This window comes from Propionicicella superfundia DSM 22317 (assembly GCF_000423465.1).
GTDB lineage: Bacteria > Actinomycetota > Actinomycetes > Propionibacteriales > Propionibacteriaceae > Propionicicella > Propionicicella superfundia.
Genome location: NZ_KE384020.1, coordinates 542,647 through 560,235, shown reverse-complemented (window position 1 = coordinate 560,235; position 17,589 = coordinate 542,647). Strand labels below are relative to the sequence as shown.

Annotated in this window: 17 protein-coding genes; 9 read left to right on the top strand and 8 right to left on the bottom strand. The window is 69.4% G+C overall.

Going from position 1 to position 17,589, the window contains the following annotated elements; all coding sequences use genetic code 11:
- Position 1: 1 nt before the first annotated feature.
- Positions 2 to 1,231 (bottom strand): Tm-1-like ATP-binding domain-containing protein, encoded by a 1,230-nt coding sequence (locus G555_RS0107785; protein WP_028708449.1) that lies wholly within the window; start codon positions 1,229 to 1,231, stop codon positions 2 to 4.
- Positions 1,232 to 1,345: 114 nt separating this feature from the next.
- Here G555_RS0107785 and G555_RS0107780 point away from each other — a divergent pair, with 114 nt between their 5' ends.
- Complete coding sequence (locus G555_RS0107780; protein ID WP_028708448.1) at positions 1,346 to 2,728, top strand: aminotransferase-like domain-containing protein; 1,383 nt, start codon at positions 1,346 to 1,348, stop codon at positions 2,726 to 2,728.
- A 3-nt stretch (positions 2,729 to 2,731) separates the two neighbouring features.
- Here the strand turns inward: G555_RS0107780 and G555_RS0107775 are convergent, their stop codons facing one another.
- Together G555_RS0107775 and G555_RS0107770 are read right to left on the bottom strand one after the other, a co-directional pair.
- Complete coding sequence (locus G555_RS0107775) at positions 2,732 to 3,175, bottom strand: HNH endonuclease (protein WP_028708447.1); 444 nt, start codon at positions 3,173 to 3,175, stop codon at positions 2,732 to 2,734.
- Positions 3,176 to 3,401: 226 nt separating this feature from the next.
- On the bottom strand, positions 3,402 to 4,337 hold the full coding sequence (locus G555_RS0107770; RefSeq protein ID WP_028708446.1) for a 5'-3' exonuclease: 936 nt from the start codon (positions 4,335 to 4,337) through the stop codon (positions 3,402 to 3,404).
- Between the two features lie 25 nt (positions 4,338 to 4,362).
- Here G555_RS0107770 and G555_RS0107765 point away from each other — a divergent pair, with 25 nt between their 5' ends.
- Genes G555_RS0107765 through G555_RS0107750 form a run of 4 tightly spaced genes read left to right on the top strand, consistent with a single transcriptional unit; the run spans position 4,363 to position 7,879 of the window.
- A complete protein-coding gene (locus G555_RS0107765; RefSeq protein WP_028708445.1) occupies positions 4,363 to 4,818 on the top strand; it encodes an Lrp/AsnC family transcriptional regulator in 456 nt (151 codons plus the stop codon).
- Positions 4,819 to 4,855: 37 nt separating this feature from the next.
- Complete coding sequence (lnt, locus tag G555_RS18625; RefSeq protein ID WP_156887472.1) at positions 4,856 to 6,475, top strand: apolipoprotein N-acyltransferase; 1,620 nt, start codon at positions 4,856 to 4,858, stop codon at positions 6,473 to 6,475.
- A 12-nt stretch (positions 6,476 to 6,487) separates the two neighbouring features.
- Entirely contained in the window at positions 6,488 to 7,276 is a 789-nt protein-coding gene (locus G555_RS0107755) for a polyprenol monophosphomannose synthase (protein WP_028708444.1), read from the top strand.
- Positions 7,277 to 7,288: 12 nt separating this feature from the next.
- Positions 7,289 to 7,879 carry an FxsA family protein gene (locus G555_RS0107750; RefSeq protein ID WP_051208560.1) on the top strand — a complete coding sequence of 197 codons (591 nt, stop codon included), beginning with the start codon at positions 7,289 to 7,291 and terminating at the stop codon, positions 7,877 to 7,879.
- Positions 7,880 to 7,895: 16 nt separating this feature from the next.
- Here G555_RS0107750 and G555_RS0107745 read toward each other — a convergent pair whose 3' ends face one another.
- From G555_RS0107745 to G555_RS0107735, 3 genes are all read right to left on the bottom strand, one after another.
- Positions 7,896 to 8,231 carry an RNA polymerase-binding protein RbpA gene (locus G555_RS0107745; protein ID WP_028708442.1) on the bottom strand — a complete coding sequence of 112 codons (336 nt, stop codon included), beginning with the start codon at positions 8,229 to 8,231 and terminating at the stop codon, positions 7,896 to 7,898.
- Positions 8,232 to 8,330: 99 nt separating this feature from the next.
- On the bottom strand, positions 8,331 to 9,728 hold the full coding sequence (locus tag G555_RS0107740) for an MFS transporter (protein WP_028708441.1): 1,398 nt from the start codon (positions 9,726 to 9,728) through the stop codon (positions 8,331 to 8,333).
- Positions 9,725 to 10,501 (bottom strand): glycerophosphodiester phosphodiesterase family protein, encoded by a 777-nt coding sequence (locus tag G555_RS0107735; protein ID WP_036921591.1) that lies wholly within the window; start codon positions 10,499 to 10,501, stop codon positions 9,725 to 9,727. Before G555_RS0107735 ends, G555_RS0107740 begins: the two co-directional genes overlap by 4 nt.
- Positions 10,502 to 10,607: 106 nt before the next feature.
- Here G555_RS0107735 and pdxY point away from each other — a divergent pair, with 106 nt between their 5' ends.
- The gene (pdxY, locus tag G555_RS0107730; protein WP_028708439.1) at positions 10,608 to 11,462 is read left to right on the top strand and encodes a pyridoxal kinase PdxY; all 855 of its coding nucleotides are present in this window, start codon (positions 10,608 to 10,610) and stop codon (positions 11,460 to 11,462) included.
- 30 nt (positions 11,463 to 11,492) lie between these two features.
- Here the strand turns inward: pdxY and G555_RS0107725 are convergent, their stop codons facing one another.
- On the bottom strand, positions 11,493 to 13,007 hold the full coding sequence (locus tag G555_RS0107725) for a helix-turn-helix domain-containing protein (RefSeq protein ID WP_051208559.1): 1,515 nt from the start codon (positions 13,005 to 13,007) through the stop codon (positions 11,493 to 11,495).
- 81 nt (positions 13,008 to 13,088) lie between these two features.
- Between G555_RS0107725 and lpdA the strand changes: the two genes are divergently transcribed.
- Complete coding sequence (gene lpdA / locus G555_RS0107720; protein WP_028708437.1) at positions 13,089 to 14,486, top strand: dihydrolipoyl dehydrogenase; 1,398 nt, start codon at positions 13,089 to 13,091, stop codon at positions 14,484 to 14,486.
- Between the two features lie 134 nt (positions 14,487 to 14,620).
- Here the strand turns inward: lpdA and G555_RS0107715 are convergent, their stop codons facing one another.
- On the bottom strand, positions 14,621 to 15,178 hold the full coding sequence (locus G555_RS0107715) for a hypothetical protein (RefSeq protein WP_245581218.1): 558 nt from the start codon (positions 15,176 to 15,178) through the stop codon (positions 14,621 to 14,623).
- Between the two features lie 175 nt (positions 15,179 to 15,353).
- On the opposite strand from G555_RS0107715, the gene thpR reads away from it, so the two are divergent.
- A complete protein-coding gene (gene thpR, locus G555_RS0107710) occupies positions 15,354 to 15,944 on the top strand; it encodes an RNA 2',3'-cyclic phosphodiesterase (protein ID WP_028708435.1) in 591 nt (196 codons plus the stop codon).
- Between the two features lie 411 nt (positions 15,945 to 16,355).
- Complete coding sequence (locus tag G555_RS0107705) at positions 16,356 to 17,567, top strand: branched-chain amino acid ABC transporter substrate-binding protein (RefSeq protein WP_028708434.1); 1,212 nt, start codon at positions 16,356 to 16,358, stop codon at positions 17,565 to 17,567.
- Positions 17,568 to 17,589: the final 22 nt, after the last annotated feature.

Here is a 17,589-nt window from a genome sequence, read left to right as displayed (position 1 = left end):
GTCAGTTCTTTCCTTCCTTCGTGATGAATGCGTGCAGGGCGTCGGCCATCTCGCTCCCGAACCCGGGATCGTTGATGGCCATGTCCCGCTCGATGACGGTGACCGCGCTGCCGGCGAGTCCCTCCCGGAGCGCCGCGAAGCACGCCTGGTCGGCGACCGCGTCGTAGAACGGCGCCCCTTCGACCGCGATCGCGGACACGCCCTTCAGCGGGACGTACAGCGCCGTCGGCCCGGTGGCGGCTCGCAGCTTGGTCGCGATCTGCCTCCCCAGCTCGCCCATCTCCTCGGGCGTCGTGCGCATGAGCGTCACCGTCGGGTTGTGGACGAACAGCGTGCGGTCGCGATATTTCTCGGGCACGGTGTCCATCGGGCCGAAGTTGACCATGTCGAGGGCTCCGAGGCTGACCACCTGCGGGGTGCCGAGCCTGCCGGCCATCTCCAGCCGGTCCGGGCCTGCCGAGAGGACGCCACCGGCCAACTCGTCGCACAGCTCGGTCGTCGTGAGATCGAGGACCCCCGTCAGCAGGCCGGACTCGACGAGCTTCTCCATCGCCCGGCCCCCGGTGCCGGTCGCGTGGAACACGAGGACCTCGTACCCGAGCTCGGTGAGCCGCTTGCGCGCCTCGTCGGCCGCCGGCGTCGTCACGCCGAACATCGTGACGCCGATCACCGGGCGGTGCTCGTCCGCGGCGCCCTGTCGCGTCTCGTACGCCTCCGCCATGCCCGCGATCCCGGCCGCCGCGTTGCCCAGCACCTGGGCCGAGACGGAGTTGATGCCCGCCACGTCGACCACCGAGTACATCAGCGTGGTGTCCACCTCGCCGACGTACGGCTTGACGTTGCCGCTCGCCATCGTCGAGACGAGGAGCTTCGGGAACCCGATCGGCAGGGCCTGCATGGCGGGGGCCGCCACCGAGGACCCGCCCGAGCCGCCCATCGCGAACACCCCGTGGATCTTCCCCTCCGCCGCCAGCCCGCGAACGATCACGGCCGCGCCGTCACCCATCACCTTCATCATCTCGCCGCGGTCGCGTCGTCCGCGCACCGCCGCCGCGTCCGCCCCGGCGGCCGCGATCACCTCGTCGGACGTCACATCTGCCAGTTCGCTGTGGGAGAAGGACCCCACGTCGATCATGAGGACGTCGACACCGCAATCCCGCAGCCGCTCCGCCACCCACGCGTAGTCATCACCCTTCGTATCGAGGGTTCCCATCACTCCTACAGTCGCCATGAATCACTCCTTTGTGTGGCTGACTACCGACGTTAGTCGGCGGACCGGCGAGCGACTGGACCAATTCGAGCGAATTGACATCGGCTGCCCGCGGGACGTGCAACGCTCGTCGTCATGACCACGGTCGTCGGGGCGCCGCAGCTCGCCAACCTGCTCGGAGAGTGGGCGGGAGACGGCGTGCTGCCCGATTCGCTCGCAACCTCCATCGCCCAGCTCATCGACTCGGGACTCATCGCGGCAGGCTCCCTGCTCCCGCCGCAGCGCCGGCTCGGCGAGGCCCTGGGCGTGTCCCGCGGAACCGTCGCGTCGGCCTACGGCCGGCTCGAGGCGGAGGGGTACCTCATCGCGCGCCAGGGCTCCGGTTGCCGCGTCCGGTCCCGTGGACGGCACCGCCTGGCCTCCGACGGACGCATGTTCTCGTTCACCCAGGCCGAACTGCAGGACCTCTCCAGCGGGGCGCTGCCCGCCTCGCATGTCGCTCGCGCCGTCCTCCAGGAGACGCGCGGGGACGTTCTCGGCCCGTACCTGGAGACCGACGGCTACTTCCCGGCCGGACTGCCCGTGCTGCGGTCGGCCATCGCCGACAGGCTCACCCGCGACGGCATCCCGACATCGCCCCGCGAGATCCTCGTCACCTCCGGAGCGCAGCAGGGGACCTGGCTGTCGTTCCTGTCCACCCTCACGGCCGGAGATCTCGTCCTCGTCGAAGAGCCCACCTATCGGGGTGCGCTGTCGGCGCTGGCGGCGGTCGGAGCCCGGGTCGAGGGCGTCCGGCTGTCGGCCGACGGCATCGACGCCGATCTGGTGGGGCGGGGCGCCGCCCGCGGCGCCACCCTCCTGTACTGCCAGACCTCGGTCCACAACCCGACGGGGATCTCGCACACCGCGTCGGCCCGCGCCGCGCTCGCCGACGTCGCGGTGCGCACGGGGATGACGGTGGTCGAGGACTGCTGCAGCCACGACCTCACCCTGCACGGCCGTCCGACCGCCCCGACCCTCGCGGCGCTCGTGCCACCGTCCCAGCTCGTCCTGGTCGGGACCCTGTCGAAGCTGTTCTGGGGAGGTCTCCGGGTCGGGTGGATCAGGGCCGATCGCGACCGCATCCGCGGCCTCGTGCAGTTGCGGAAAGCCACCGATCTCGCCGTCGGCGTGCTCAACCAGTTGCAGGCGACGACGCTGCTCGGCGTGGCCGAGGAGGCGCGCATCGAACGGCGTGCCTTCCTGGGCAGCGCCCTCGCGACCACCGAGGATCTGGTCCGCAGCGCCTTCCCCTCATGGCAGTGGCGTCCTGTCCGCGGCGGGCCGGGGCTGTGGATCGAGACCGGCCAGGACACCGTCGCGCTCACCGAGGCCGGGAAGCGGGCCGGGATCAAGCTCGCGCCGGGGCCCAGCTTCTCGGTGTACGAAGGGTTCCGCACCCATCTCCGGCTGCCGGTGTGGCACGAGCGAGCACCCATGGAACACGCCCTGCAGACGCTCGCCGCGCTGCGTGTGTGAGCCTCAGGCGGCGAGCACCTGCGCGCGCGTGGGAGCGTAGGCGGGCAGACGCAACTCCATCCCGGCCTCCTCGGGCGTCCGGTCCGCCTTTCGCGCATTGCACGCGGCGCAGGCCGCGACCGTGTTCGTCCACGTGTTCTGCCCACCCCGCGACAGCGGCAGGATGTGGTCGACCGTCGCCGCGTGCCCCCCGCAGTACCCGCACAGGTGCCGGTCGCGACGCAGGACGCCCCGCTTCGTCCAGCCGGGAGCTCTGGAATAGAGAAAACCCGTCTTCACGTAGCGGACGAGGCGCAGGACCTCGGGCAGCGGGTACGGACCGAACTGCTCACCGTCACGCGCCGCCTCGACGATGGCGACCTCGCGGACGAGCATGCCGACGGCATGCTGCAGCGACACCGTGTGCAGCGCCGTGTCGTCGGTGTTCAGCACCAGCACTCCGCTCATGGACGCCTCCGGTGGACTCGGGACCGGGAAAGAAAAGACCGCCCTGCGCATGGCAGGACGGTCGCGACGGCAGGCCGGGGCAGGGCACTGCGACTCCCACTCTGTATCGCATGCCGCGCGGCGTACCGCAGCGGCATGACCGCACGGATCGCCATCGTGAACCCCTCCCGGCAGGCAACTGTCACAAGAGTAGACACGCCGGCCCCGTGCTGCGAGCGGATTTCACTCAAGACACGCGGAACGCGGGCCACAGGGCGCCGCGGATGCGATCAGCGGCCGATCCGAGTTTCAACGTCTCGGTGAGCAGGGCGAACTCCTCCTCCGACGCCGGAGCCTGCGGTCGGAGAAGGTCGGTCGGCGCCGGCAGGCCGGGCAGGTCCCGGCGCACCCTGACGACCTCCCGCGCCGCGCCGAGGTAGTCGGTCGCTGCGGCGAGCTTGGCGGTCACCCCCGGCGACACGAGTCCCGCGGTGGCGGCCGCCAGGATGTGGTCCAGATCCCCGTGGGCCGCCACCAACGCTGCCGCGGTCTTCTCTCCGATACCGGCAACCCCCGGCAGTCCGTCCGACGCGTCCCCGCGCAGCAGCGCGAAGTCCGCGTACCCGTCGCCGGTGATCCCGTACCTGGCCAGCAGCCGGCCGTCGGTCACCACCTCGGAACGCTTCATGCCGGCACCCACGTACCGGACGGCGACACCCTGCGCGTCCGACACGAGCTGGAACAGGTCGCGATCGCCGGTGACGATCTCGGTGGGCATCCCGGCGGTCGCGGTGAGGGTGGCGATCACGTCGTCGGCCTCGGCGTCCGGCGCCCCGATCACCGGGATGCCCAGGGCGGCCAGAACCTCCCGGATCCATCCCACCTGATGATCGAGCCCGGCGGGCGTCTGCTCGACCGCACCGGAGGGTGTCTCGGCCAGCACCCGGTGGCTCTTGTACGTCGGCACCAGCGCGACGCGCCACTGCGGGCGCCAGGCCACATCCCAGCAGCAGGCCAGATGGGTCGGCTCGGCCTCGGCGACGAATCGAGCGAGAAACTCCAGTAAACCGCGCACCGCGTTGACGGATCTCCCGTCCTGCGCGCGCAGAGAGTCCGGCAACGCGAAGAACGCCCGAAAGTACAGCGAGGCGGTATCGAATAAAAGCAATTTGGACGAACCCACGCTCAAATGCTGCCACGATGACGGCATGGAGAGCTTGGACCAACAGATCCTCGGCCTGCTGATCGGCGACGGGCGCATGTCGTACACCGATATCGGGCGAGCCACAGGCCTCTCCACCTCGGCCGTCCAGCAGCGCGTGCGCAAGCTCGAGAACCGTGGCGTCATCACGGGGTACAGGGCCGTCGTGAGCAACGAGGCACTCGGGCTCATGATCACCGCGTTCGTTCGCTGTCGCGCGGTCGATCCCATGACCGAGGACGAGTTGCCCGGGCGTATCGCCGACCTGCCCGAGGTCGTCGCCTGCTACTCGGTGGCCGGAGACGCCAGCGTCCTCCTCCGGGTGCTCGTCCCGACCCCGGCCGCGCTGGCCGAACTGCTGAGCCGGCTCCGCCTCGTCGGCTGCTCCACGGTGACCGAGTTGGTGCTCGCGGTCCCGTTCGAGGAGCGTTCTCCGCTGGCGGCCATGCCCGGAGCGGTGTGACGCGGGCCGCCGATCCGGTCCGCGTATTGTGAGGTTCGTGCTCCGCTGGTCCTCGTCGCTGCGCCCGTGGCCGCGGCGCGTGCTCATCCTCGCCTCGGGCGTCCTCGTCGGGTTGGCCTTCCAGCCGTTCGACATCGTGCCCGCACTGTTCGTCGGCGTGCCGCTGCTCACGATCCTCCTGGTGACCACCCCGGATCGGCCGTCGCCGGCCGCCACGACAGCGGTCCGGCGGATGCGCCGCCGGCTCCACTGGCCGGGGTTCGGTGCCGGATACCTGTTCGGGCTCGGATTCCTCACGGTCACCGTGTCCTGGGTGCGTGCCATTCATCCGCTCGTCCCGATCCCCCTCATCGCCTTCGAGGCTCTCTGGTTCGGGGGGCTCGGCGTCGCGATCCGCCTGCTGCACCGCCTGCCCGCGTGGCCACTGTGGACCGCCGGGGCCTGGTCCCTGGTGGAGTTCGGGTACTCGCGCTTCCCGTTCGGCGGGTTCGGCTGGGTCCGTCTCGCGTACGCCGTCGTCGACACCCCGCTGTCGGGGTTCCTGCCGCTCGTGGGCGTGGCGGGAGTCAGCTACCTCGCCGCTCTGAGCTGCCAGGTGCTCGCCTGGGCCGCGCTGGCGACCCGGGGCGCCCTGCTCCGGGTCGCGGCCGTGGCGGCCGCCCTCGCGCTGTTCCTCACCGGGCTCGCGGGACGTCTGTACCAGCCCGCCGCGACCTCGGAGACCGTCGACGTCGGATTCGTCCAGGGCAATGTCGACGGTGCCGGCATCGAGGCCCTCGGACGCGCGCGATCGGTGACCAACAACCACCTGTCCGAGACCATCACTCTCATCGCCCGGTCCCGGACCGGCGAGCAGCCGCAGCCCGACTTCATCCTGTGGCCCGAGAACTCGACGGACATCGACCCCACCACCGATCCGGTGACCGAAGGCGTCGTCGAGACCGCCGTCCGGCTCGCGGGCGTCCCGATCCTGGTGGGCGCGGTCACCGACGGTCCCGGGGCCGACCAGCGGCAGACGGTGGGGATCTGGTGGGACCCCGAGGACGGGCCGACGGCCACCCACTACAAGCGCAACCTCGTCCCCTTCGGCGAGTACATCCCGTTCCGCTCGCTCCTGCTGCCGGTCTTCCCGATCCTGCAACGGGTGGGCCGGGACTCCGTGCCCGGGACCGACTCGGGCATCCTCGACGTGACGCTGCCCGACGGGCGACGGCTCGCCATCGGGGACGCCATCTGCTTCGAACTCGCCTACGACGACACCATGTACGCGCTCGGCCGCGAGGCCGACATCCTCGTCGTCCAGAGCAACAACGCCACCTACCGGGGGACGGGACAGCCCGAGCAGCAGTTCGCGATCACCCGCGCCCGCGCGATGGAGTCGCGTCACGAGATCCTCGTCGCCACGACCAACAGCCTCTCGGGCTTCATCGGGGCCGACGGGACCGTGCACGCCATCACGTCCGAGGGGACGGCCGCCTCCGGCGTGTTCACCATGCCGGTGCGCGACACCGTGACCCCGGCCGTCGTCGTCGCGCCGTGGATCGACCTCGGCCTCGCCGTCGCGACTGTGGCGGGGCTGTGCGTCGCCGTCGCGGTCGGCGCCGCCCGCCGACGGGCTGGCACAATGGACCACGCCACGCCGAGAACCCCTGATTGAACGGAAGAACACATGGTCGAGCGGACTGCTTCACTGGAGAAGGTCCTCGTCATCGTCCCCACGTACAACGAAGCCGAGAACGTCGAGATGATCACCGGTCGCCTGCGCGCGTCGGTCCCCGCGGCGCACATCCTCGTCGCCGACGACAACTCGCCCGACGGCACGGGGGACATCGCCGACCGGCTGGCGGCTGCCGACGACCACATCCACGTCCTGCACCGCCAGGGCAAGGAGGGGCTGGGCGCCGCCTACCTCGCCGGGTTCCGGTGGGGCCTCGATCGCGGCTACGACGTCCTCGTCGAGCACGACGCCGACGGATCCCACCAGCCCGAGCAGCTTCCGCTGCTGCTCGACGCGCTTCGCGACGCCGACATGGTCAAGGGCTCCCGCTGGGTGCGCGGTGGCACGGTCGTCAACTGGCCGAAGTCCCGCGAGCTCCTCTCGCGCGGCGGGAACCTGTGGACGCGTTTCTGGCTCGGGATCACGGTGAAGGACGCCACGGGAGGCCTGAACGCCTTCCGCGCCGGCACGCTGGAGACGATCGGGCTCGACACGATCGAGGCGGCCGGCTACGGGTTCCAGGTGAACATGACGTGGAACGTGCTGCAGCACGGCCTGAAGGTCGCGGAGGTGCCGATCGAGTTCGCCGAACGCGAACGCGGGCAGTCGAAGATGAGCTCCAAGATCATCCTCGAGGCCGCTCTCCTCACCGCACGGTGGGGGATCAAGCATCGCGCCGAGCAGCTCCGATCGCTCGTCGGCCCGAAGCGCCCCAAGGCGGCCGTCGGCGGGCAGGGCTAGCCGGGCTCGCCGATGACGCCCTCGCCGTCGCCGGCCTCCGGGGGGTTCTCCTGGCGGGCGCTCCTGCGCGTGCTGGCGATCGTCGCGTATCCGTTCGCCGAACTGGCCGTGTTCTTGTGGGTCGGGAATCTGATCGGCGTCTGGTGGTCGCTCGCGGTCATCCTCGGCACGGCCGTCCTCGGCGGCTGGCTGGTCGGCCTGGAGAGCCGCGCGTCCGCGGCCGCATACCGGCAGCTCCGCGAGGCCGGACGCTCGCCCGAGGGCGAGATCCTCGACGTCCTGCTGATCATGCTGGGCGGCATTCTGCTGTTCCTGCCCGGCTACATCGGCGATGTCGTCGGCCTGCTCGCCATCCTGCCGTTCACCCGGCCGCTGCTGCGCTCCGGCGCATCCGCGCTCGTCGACCGCTGGTTGCGTCGGCGCGGGGTGGACGTCACACGGCTGCGCATGGTGACGAACGCGAGCACTGTGATCGAGGGGGAGACCGTCGCCGACGCGGCCGGCGGAGCGGCCTCGACGGAGGAGCGCGGACCGGACACGCCTCGGACACCGGGCGACGACCCCGACGATCCGCTCGTCATTCGCGGCGAGATCGAGCCCTGACGCGGACCCGACACCGTCACTTGTCGGGGTTGCGGATCTCGTCCAGACGCTCGGCCAGAAGCTCCTCGAGCTCGGGGATCGAACGCCGCTCCCGCAGCATGTCCCAGTGCGTGCGTGGCGGCTTCGTCTCCTTCTCCTCGGCGACCACGCCGTCGGTACGCCCGGCGATCTGCCCGCACCGGGGGCACTCCCACTGCGTGGGGAGCTCCGCCTCCTCAGCGAAGACCAGATCGAAATGGTGCCCGTTGGGGCAGTCGAACCCGACCTCCTGACGCGCTGCGAACTCGATGCCGGTCTCGTCCTCGAAACTCTTCGAACCCAAGCCCGAACCGCGCAATGCTCGATCAGCCATCGGTGATCACCCTCCTCCACCAGATCGGAACGCCGCACACCGCGAACGTGTTCCACCGTAGCCGCCCGCCGGTCACGCGAAAAGGCCGCGCCCGGCGGGTCAGTAGACCTTGGGCAACTCGTTGCCCGCGTCCAGGATGCCCTTGCGCATGTCGACCCGTGACAACAGCAGGCCGCCCACGACGAAGAAGACGATCAGGGCCACGATCGACGCACGGTAGGTCCCGGTCAGGCTGAAGACGAGGCCGAAGACGAGCGTGCCGGTCCAGCTCGTGCCGCGTTCCATCGCCTGATAGAGACTGAAGTACTCCGACTCCCGCCCCACCGGCACGAGCTGGCTGTACAGCGAGCGTGACAGCGCCTGGGTGCCGCCCATGACGACCGCGATCGCCACGCCCAGGCCGGCGAACGCCGCGAACACTCCTCCGGGGATGAAGAACGCGACGACAACGACCCCGAGCCAGATGCCGATCCCCACCAGCACCGTCAGCTTGGCGCCGCGCCGCGCCGCGATCGCGCCGAACCCCAGCGCGCCGAAGAACGCGGTGAACTGGATCAGCAGGAACACGATCATGACCTGACTGGTCGTCATGCCCAGCTCGGCCTGCGCGTACAGGCTGGACTGCCCGATGACGGTCTGGATGCCGTCGTTGAAGAACAGGTACGCGACGAGGAACAGGAGCGTCTGCGGATAGTGGCGCAGGTCGCGAAACGTGTCGGCGAGCTGCGTGAACGCGGCACGGACGCGTCCTTCCCCGGGCGCCGGGGCCAGCTCGTCCAGCGCGGTCCGCGGCAGGCGGCGCAGACCGAGGACGGGGATGACCGTGAAGATGCCCCACCACAGGCCCGCCGACAGCAGGCTGATCCGGATCGCCAGCTCGTAGGACAGTCCGACCGACGCGTGCAGGGTCATCAGCGCGAGGTTCCCGGCCAGCAGCAGCCCGCCGCCGATATAGCCCCAGGCCCAGCCGCGACTCGACACCCGGTCGCGCTCGTCCGGGGTCGCTATGCGGCACAGCACGGCGTCGTAGATCACCAGCGATGCGCCCATACAGAAGTTCGCGATGAGGAACAGCACCACGCCGAGCTGCCAGTTCGTGCCGCCGAGGAAGAACAGCAGCGAACCGGCGGCCGCACCCACCCAGGCGAACCCGCCGAGCAGCCGCTGGGGATGGGGCGAGCGATCGGCGATGGCCCCGATGATGATCAGCAGGATCGCCGAGGTCAGCGTCGAGAAGGTCACCATGTACGGGTGGAGTGCCCCGGGCAGGACGGGAATGAAGCCGAGCACCTGCAGCGGGGTCGTGCAGTCGGCGGTCTCGACATCGGGGCCGCAGGCGGCCGTGGTCGCGATCGACGTCAGGTACGGCCCGATGATGACCGTCGAGGTCGTGGTGATGAAGGCCGAATTGGCCCAGTCGTACCAGTACCAGGAGCGCTGCTGGCGTCGTCGGGCAGCCGTCGGGAGCCGCTCGGCTCCGCTGACGTCAACGGTCATGCTTCCTCCCACAGGCCGCGCTGCTGGAGGACGTCCCGCGCGACGTCGATGGCGTCGGTGACGATCCCGTCCACGCCGAGGTCCAGCACCCGGTTCATCTCGCTTCGGTCGTTGATGGTCCAAACATGCACGACCGCGCCTCTCGCATGGGCACGGGCGATGAACGAGGAGGTCAACACTTCGTGACGAAAGGGTCCGAACCGCCACGTCGTCGGGATCTGGAACGCGGCCGGTGCGGGCAGCATGCGTCCCGGGACCGCGAGGTGGGCGACGACCGCCAGCGGATCGGCGACCGTGGTCGCGCGGGCACCCGACAGCCGACGGAAGCGCGCCAGGCGGGCGGCACCGAAGGACCCCACACTGACCCGGTGCCACGCATCGTGGCGGGTGAGGCCGGCGATGAGCGGCGAGACGCCGGCGGCATCCTTGATGTCGATCAGGAAGCGACGGTCGGGGAACGACTCCAGCGCCTCGTCGAGCGTCGGGATCTCATCGATCCCGCCGACGCGGGCACGCCGCACCTCGGCGAGGGAGAGGTCCCCGATCCGCCCGGAGCGGTCCGTCGTCCGGGCGAGGTCGGCATCGTGGTGGATCACGAGGTGACCGTCGGCGGTCGTGTGGACGTCGGTCTCCAGGTACCGGTAGCCGAGGCGGACGGCCTCGGCGAACGCGTGGAGCGTGTTCTCCCGGCCGAGATTGGGGCGGTACAGGGAGCCGCCGCGATGAGCCGCAGCGATGAAGCCCGTGAACATCCCGGGCGCCGAGGATGGCATTGGCTCAGTATGGGCCACCGGCGCGCCCCGGGGCGAGCCGGCGCACCGCGGTCTCATCGACGCGCCGGTCGCGCTCGCGGGCCGCCGAGCGCGGCAGGATGGCGCGATGACCACGATCTTGTCGATTCAGTCGTCGGTGGCGTACGGCCACGTCGGGAACAGCGCCGCAACCTTCCCGCTGATGCGCATGGGGGTGGAGGTGTGGCCGATCCTCACCGTTCACTTCTCCAACACCACGGCCTACGAGACCTGTCGCGGACCGGTGCTGTCGGCCGACGACCTGCGTGAGGTGCTGCTCGGTGTCACCGAGCGCGGCGTGCTGGGGGAGGCCGACGCCGTCCTGAGCGGCTTCCAGGGCGACGCGTCCATCGGTGCGGTCACGCTGGAGGCCGTGGCGGCCGTCAAGCAGGCCAACCCGGCGGCGATCTACTGCTGCGACCCCGTGATGGGCGACGTCGGGCGCGGGTTCTTCGTCCGCCCCGGCATCCCGGAGTACCTGCGCGACGAGGTCGTGCCGTACGCCGACATCATCACGCCGAACCTGTTCGAGCTGAGCTTCCTCACCGGCACCGAGGCCACCACGACCGGCGAACTGCTCGCGGCCTGCGACACCGTCCGCTCTCGGGGGCCTCAGGTGGTGCTGGTCACCAGCGCCGTCCTCCCGGACGACTCCCAGGACGTGGTGGGCATGGTCCTGTCGACGCCCGAGGGCGCCTGGCGGGTCGAGACGCCCCACCTCAACCGGACCTTCGGTGGTTCCGGCGACCTGACCGCGGCGACGTTCCTGGCGCAGTGGCTGCGCCTGGGGGATCCGGCTGCCGCGCTCGCCGAGACAGCGGCCGTCGTCTACGCGGTCCTGAAGGCGACGGCGGACTCCGGGAAGCGCGAACTCCAACTCGTCGCCGCCCAGGACGAACTGGTCACCCCGCGGACGCGATTCGACGTGACGCGGCTGGCCTGACGCGCGAGGGCGCGCCCGCGCCCGTGCCGTTCAGTCGTGCGTGACGACGATCTTCGCACCCAGCGCGTTGAGCCTGTTGGGCAGATCCTCGTAGCCGCGGTTGATGACGTACACGTCGCGCAGGGTGCTGGTTCCCTTGGCCGCCAGCGCGGCGAGCAGCAGGCAGACCGCCGGGCGCAGCGCCGGGGGGCACATCGTCTCGGTGCCGCGCCACTTCGTCGGACCCGTCACGTGGATGCGGTGAGGGTCGAGCAGTTGCACGTTCGCACCGAGCTTGCTCAGCTCGAGAAGGTGGATCGCACGGTTCTCGTACACCCAGTCGTGGATCATCGTCGACCCCTCCGCCGTCGCGGCGATGACCGCGAAGAACGGCAGGTTGTCGATGTTCAGGCCCGGGAACGGCATCGGGTGGATCTTGTCGACCGCCGCGCGCAGATGCGACGGGTACACGGTGATGTCGACCAGCCGGGTGTGCCCGTTGTAGGACAGGTACTCGTCGCTCAGGTCGTATCGCAGGCCCATCTCGGCGAGCACGGCCAGCTCGATCTCGAGGAACTCGATCGGGGCGCGGGTGATCGTGAGCTCGGAGTGGGTCACCACCGCCGCGGTGATCAGGGACATCGCCTCGATCGGATCCTCGGACGGCGAGAAGGTGATGTCGGTGTCGATCTCGGACAGTCCGCGCACCCGCAGCGTGGTCGTCCCGATTCCCTCGATCTCGACGCCGAGCGCCATCAGGTAGAAGCACAGGTCCTGCACCATGTAGTTGCTGCTGGCGTTGCGGATGACCGTCAGGTCGGCGTGCTGGGCCGCGGCCATCAGGACGTTCTCGGTGACGGTGTCGCCACGCTCGGTGAGGGTGATGCTGCGCACCCGCTCGCCGGTGGGCGGGTGCACCTGCGCGCGGTAGAACCCCTCGGTCGCGCGCACCGTGAGGCCGAAGTTCTTCAGGGCCTGCAGGTGGGGCTCGATCGTGCGGGCGCCGAGGTTGCACCCGCCGGCGTAGGGGAGCGAGAAGGCATCGTGGGACGACAGCAGCGGGCCGAAGAACATGAGCACGCTACGGGTGCGCCGCGCCGCCTCCTCGTCCATCGCCTCCAGATCGAGCTGGTCGGGACGCACGATCGACAGCTCCGAGCGGTCCTCGGACCACTCGACGCTGACACCCATGCTCGTGAGGACCTCGATGATCCGGTTGACCTCTTCGATCTGCGCGACCCCGCGCAGCACCGTCCGGCCCCGGTTCAGCAGGGACGCGCAGAGCAGGGCGACGGCCGCGTTCTTCGACGAGCGGACCTCGATCGAGCCCGAGAGCGGAGCCTCGCCCTCGATCCGGTAATTGGTCTGCCGCTTGGGCTCCTGCGTGACCTGCAGGACCCCCGCGACGTCGCGCAGGGTGTCGAGGGACGGGGGCACGGCTCCGGCTTCGATTTCGGCGAGGTGTTGAGGGGATGTCCCGACCCCCGCCGCCAGTTCCTCCAGGGAGAGCCCGTGGAGTGACCTGGCGTCTCGGATCAGCCCGCCGACGTTTCCGCTCTGATGCACCCGACCACGATACCTGACCAGCTCATGCGCACGGAGTGACCAGGGCCGCCCGCGTCCTCCCACATCCTCTACAGTCGGAACATGAGCTCACACTTCGACGTCGTGGTCCTGGGGGCTGGACCGGGCGGCTATGTTGCCGCGATCCGGGCAGCTCAACTGGGACTCAACACCGCAATCATCGAGAAGCAGTGGTGGGGCGGTGTGTGCCTGAACGTCGGGTGCATCCCGACCAAGGCCCTGCTCCGCAATGCCGAGATCGCCCACGTCTTCACGCACGAGAAGGACACCTTCGGCATCCAGGGAGATGTCACCTTCGACTTCGGCAAGGCCTTCACGCGCAGCCGGGCCGTCTCGGAGCGCATGGTCAAGGGCATCCACTTCCTGATGAAGAAGAACAAGATCACCGAGCTCAACGGCTGGGGCGAGTTCGTCGACGCGAAGTCCATCAAGGTGTCCGGGGAGACCGGCGAGCAGGTCGTGACCTTCGACAACTGCATCATCGCCGCCGGGTCGACGACGAAGATGCTGCCCGGGACGTCCCGGTCGGCCAAGGTGTACACCTACGAGGAGCAGATCCTCGACGACACGCTGCCTCGATCGATCATCATCTGCGGCGCCGGCGCGATCGGCACCGAGTTCGCCTACGTCCTCAACAACTACGGCGTGGACGTCACGATCGTCGAGTTCCTCGACCGGATCGTCCCGAACGAGGATCCCGAGATCTCCGCCGAACTCGCGAAGGCGTACAAGAAGCTCGGCATCAAGGTGCTGGCGTCGACCGCCGTCACGAACATCGACGAATCCGGCGAGGGTGTGGCCGTGACGGTGAAGCCCGCCGCGGGCGGCGCCGAGCAGGTGCTCCACGCCGACCGTGTGCTGCAGTCCATCGGCTTCGCCCCCCGCACCCAGGGCTACGGCCTGGAGCGGACCGGGGTCCAGCTCACCGACCGCGGAGCGATCCAGATCGACGAGTACATGCGCACGAACGTCCCCGGCCTCTACGCGATCGGCGACGTCACGATGAAGCTCGCCCTCGCTCACACGGCGGAGGCGATGGGCGTGGTCGCGGCCGAGACGATCGCCGGCGCCGAGACCATGCCGATCAACTACGACATGATCCCGCGTGCGACGTACTGCCAGCCGCAGATCGGTTCCTTCGGCTACACCGAGGAGCAGGCCCGTGAGCGCGGATACGACGTGAAGGTGGCCAAGTTCCCGTTCCAGGCCAACGGCAAGGCCTGGGGGCTCGGGGATGCGACCGGCTTCGTCAAGATCGTCGCGGATGCGAAGTACAACGAGATCCTCGGCGCGCACATGATCGGTCCCGATGTGACGGAGCTGCTGCCCGAGCTGACGCTCGCCCAGCAGTGGGACCTGACCGCCGAGGAGGTCGGGCGCAACATCCACGCGCACCCCACTCTGTCGGAGGCGCTGAAGGAGACCGTCGAAGGCATCTCGGGCCACATGATCAACTTCTGAGATCCGGCACGCGACAGGGCCCGCCAGTGAGGCGGGCCCTGTCGCGTCTCGCCCGCGGTCCCGCGGCGCTCGTCGCCCGGACCGTGCGCGAGACGAGCCGGGCCGGTCAGTGCGTGACCGGCCCGGCTCCGGGATCAGATCTCCCCGGTCGCCGTCTTCGAGTGCCGCAGCCCGAGCAGGCCGAGGGCGAGCAGCACGGCGGCACCGACGAAGGCCGCGATGGCCGCGTACCCCGCGATCTTCGCCATCGTCCCGAACGCGTACGCGTTCAGCAGCAGGCCCCGCAGGGTGTTGCCCATGAACAGCGTCTGGCGCAGTTGCGCGAGGCTGTCCAGCTCGTCCAGCGTCGTCTGCGAGATCTCCTTGCCCGCGGCCCTGTCCGCCTTGATCTGGGCGTTGAGCGACGTGTACTCGCCGGAGACCTCCTCATAGGTCCTCCCGCCTCCGGCCGACTCCATGTGCACCGCGATGTAGTGCTCGGCGAAGGCATATGCCTGGTCGCCGGTCGTCATCTCCTGACCGGCGTACTGCTCCAGGTACGGTTTGATCCGCTCATCGGCGATGGCGTCGCCCGACGGCATCGTGATCCGTTGGTTCGAGAGCTGGGTTTTCACCTGCTCCGTGATGTAAATGTTGGCGTACGTCAACAGGCCTCCGGCGACCGCGAGGACGACGGCGAGGGCAAGTCCCACAGCCGAAACCAACTTGTCAAGCGCGCTTCTTCGCATGCATGCCACCCTTTCGAGAAGAGAACGTCGATGAGGCACACTACCGGCCATTCCCGCTCCGAGGAGGTATTTTGTCCAGAGTTGAAGCCAAGAAGTCAGGTTTGCCTCAGCGCCTGGTCTTCGCGCGACAATCGACGTGATGAGACTCTTCGCTGCGCTCCGCCCCGACCCACGGGTCGTCGAGCATCTCGTCTCCGCGCTCCGCCCCATCCGCGACACCGCCACGGCCTCCCTGCGGTGGCCCGACCCCGACCAGTGGCACGTCACCTGCGCGTTCTACGGGGAGGTGCCGGACGGCTCGCTCGACGCCCACGCGACCCGCGTCGCCGCCGCGGCCCGGCGGGTCGATGCCCTCGGGCTCTCGCTTCGCGGCGCCGGCTCTTTCGCGGATCGCACGTTGTGGATCGGTGTGGGCGGCGATCTCACCGCGTTGCGCATGCTGATGGAGGCGTGCTCCGACCACGAGACCGCACAGCACCGGCGCGCCCATCTCACGGTGGCCCGGGCCCGCCCGCGTCCGGATCCGCGCACGGGCGGACGACGAGCGTCGGGGCGTCGGCTGCGCGACGGGGGCGATCTGCCGTCGATCGTCCGCGCTCTGTCGGTCTACACGGGTCCGACCTGGATCGCGCGCGAGGTCGAACTCGTACGATCCGAGCTCGGAAAAGGACGATCGGGAGGGCCCCGGCATACCGTCGTCGGCTCGTTCCCCTTCGGTCCCACGATCTGAAACGCCTTCGGCGTCCCGAAACGGCCCGGCCACGCGGTCGCCAGAACGGGGGTGGCCGTTCCGGCGACAGCCCGGAAATGGGGGAGGCATGACGGAAATCTCCGCATTCCGGAAGGCTGTTCCCTGCCCGTTCATCCTCGCCTGCACGCCCACCGCGGTCTCGCCCTCTGGACCAGCGTGGCCCTTGCCCTGCCTCCCGTCGTGAGCCGCCGCATTCGGTGGCGAAGGCCGGCCGGACAGGTGGATGGGGGAGCGGGCCGGGCTCCCCGATGACAACGATTCGGTAACGGACGTTCACATGGCCCGGCTGTAACACGTATGAGACAAACGGGTGTTCAAATGATGCCCGGCTCCCGTAGCCTTGCCCGACCGTGCGGGTGGCGGGACTGCCACCGTCCACAAGGAGGAAGTGTGAACAAACGTATCGTCAAGCTGGCGGCGGTTGCCTTTGTGGCGACGTCGCTGGCTTTTGCAGGGTGCGGCTCCCGAACCGAATCCACCTCCGGATCGTCCGGTTCGACGAAGGTCGCCAAGATCGGCGTCATCGCACCGTTGTCGGGTGACCTGTCGGCCCTCGGCCTCGGCATCCGCAACTCCGTCGACCTCGCCATCCGGCAGGCCAACGAGTCCAACGCCATCCCGGGCTGGACCCTGGAGCTGGCCGCCGAGGACGACCAGGCGACTCCCGACGTCGGCAAGAACGCGGCGACGAAGCTCGCGTCCGACGACGCGGTCGTCGGTGTCGTGGGCACTCTCAACTCGTCGGTCGCCCAGAGCGTGATCCCGGTGCTGCAGCCGGCGCAGATCGTTCAGGTGTCGCCGGCGAACACCAGCCCCACGCTCACCCGGGGCAGCGACCTCAGCAACCCGAAGCGGGCCTACGACAACTACTTCCGGACGTGCACCACCGACGACGTCCAGGGCCCGGTCGCCGCGCAGTACCTGCTCGATGCCGGCATCAAGAAGGTTGCGACCATCCACGACAAGAAGTCGTACGGCCAGGGCCTCGCCGAGGCCTTCGCCGCGGCCTTCAAGGCAGGCGGCGGCACCGTCGTCGCCGGTGAGACCATCAATCCCGACGACAAGGACTTCAACGCGGTCATCACCAAGGTGAAGAGCGCCGGTCCTGAGGTCGTCTACTACGGCGGCGAGTACCCGCAGGCCGGGCCGCTGTCCAAGCAGATGAAGGCCGCCGGCCTCAACGTCCCGCTGATGGGCGGCGACGGCATCTACGACCCGACCTTCATCGAGCTCGCCGGTTCGGCGGCGAACGGCGATCTCGCCACCTCCGTCGGCGCCCCGGTCGAGACCCTGGAGTCCGCCAAGAGCTTCGTCGAGGCGTACAGCAACGCCGGATTCTCCGATCCGATGGGTGCCTACGGTGCGCAGTCCTACGACGCGGCCAACGCCATCATCGACGCCCTCAAGGTGTCCCTGAAGGACGCGACCGACGCGAAGAGCGCCCGCGCGGCGACGATCACGGCGATGGCCGATGTCAGCTTCGACGGCGCGACCGGCAAGGTGGCGTTCGACGAGTGGGGTGACACGGTGACCCGCGTCATCACCGTCTACAAGGTGACCGACGGCAAGTGGGGCACCGAGAAGACGCTGACGGCCGAATAGTCGCTTCGACCGACGCGGTTGG

What these genes read in the sequence shown, in the direction of transcription:
- G555_RS0107785 (WP_028708449.1), bottom strand. Translation starts at nt 1,231, where the DNA reads ATGGCGACTGTAGGAGTGATGGGAACCCTCGATACGAAGGGTGATGAC.
- G555_RS0107780 (WP_028708448.1), top strand. Translation starts at nt 1,346, where the DNA reads ATGACCACGGTCGTCGGGGCGCCGCAGCTCGCCAACCTGCTCGGAGAG.
- G555_RS0107775 (WP_028708447.1), bottom strand. Translation starts at nt 3,175, where the DNA reads ATGAGCGGAGTGCTGGTGCTGAACACCGACGACACGGCGCTGCACACG.
- G555_RS0107765 (WP_028708445.1), top strand. Translation starts at nt 4,363, where the DNA reads ATGGAGAGCTTGGACCAACAGATCCTCGGCCTGCTGATCGGCGACGGG.
- G555_RS0107755 (WP_028708444.1), top strand. Translation starts at nt 6,488, where the DNA reads ATGGTCGAGCGGACTGCTTCACTGGAGAAGGTCCTCGTCATCGTCCCC.
- G555_RS0107750 (WP_051208560.1), top strand. Translation starts at nt 7,289, where the DNA reads ATGACGCCCTCGCCGTCGCCGGCCTCCGGGGGGTTCTCCTGGCGGGCG.
- G555_RS0107745 (WP_028708442.1), bottom strand. Translation starts at nt 8,231, where the DNA reads ATGGCTGATCGAGCATTGCGCGGTTCGGGCTTGGGTTCGAAGAGTTTC.
- G555_RS0107740 (WP_028708441.1), bottom strand. Translation starts at nt 9,728, where the DNA reads ATGACCGTTGACGTCAGCGGAGCCGAGCGGCTCCCGACGGCTGCCCGA.
- G555_RS0107735 (WP_036921591.1), bottom strand. Translation starts at nt 10,501, where the DNA reads ATGCCATCCTCGGCGCCCGGGATGTTCACGGGCTTCATCGCTGCGGCT.
- pdxY (WP_028708439.1), top strand. Translation starts at nt 10,608, where the DNA reads ATGACCACGATCTTGTCGATTCAGTCGTCGGTGGCGTACGGCCACGTC.
- lpdA (WP_028708437.1), top strand. Translation starts at nt 13,089, where the DNA reads ATGAGCTCACACTTCGACGTCGTGGTCCTGGGGGCTGGACCGGGCGGC.
- thpR (WP_028708435.1), top strand. Translation starts at nt 15,354, where the DNA reads ATGAGACTCTTCGCTGCGCTCCGCCCCGACCCACGGGTCGTCGAGCAT.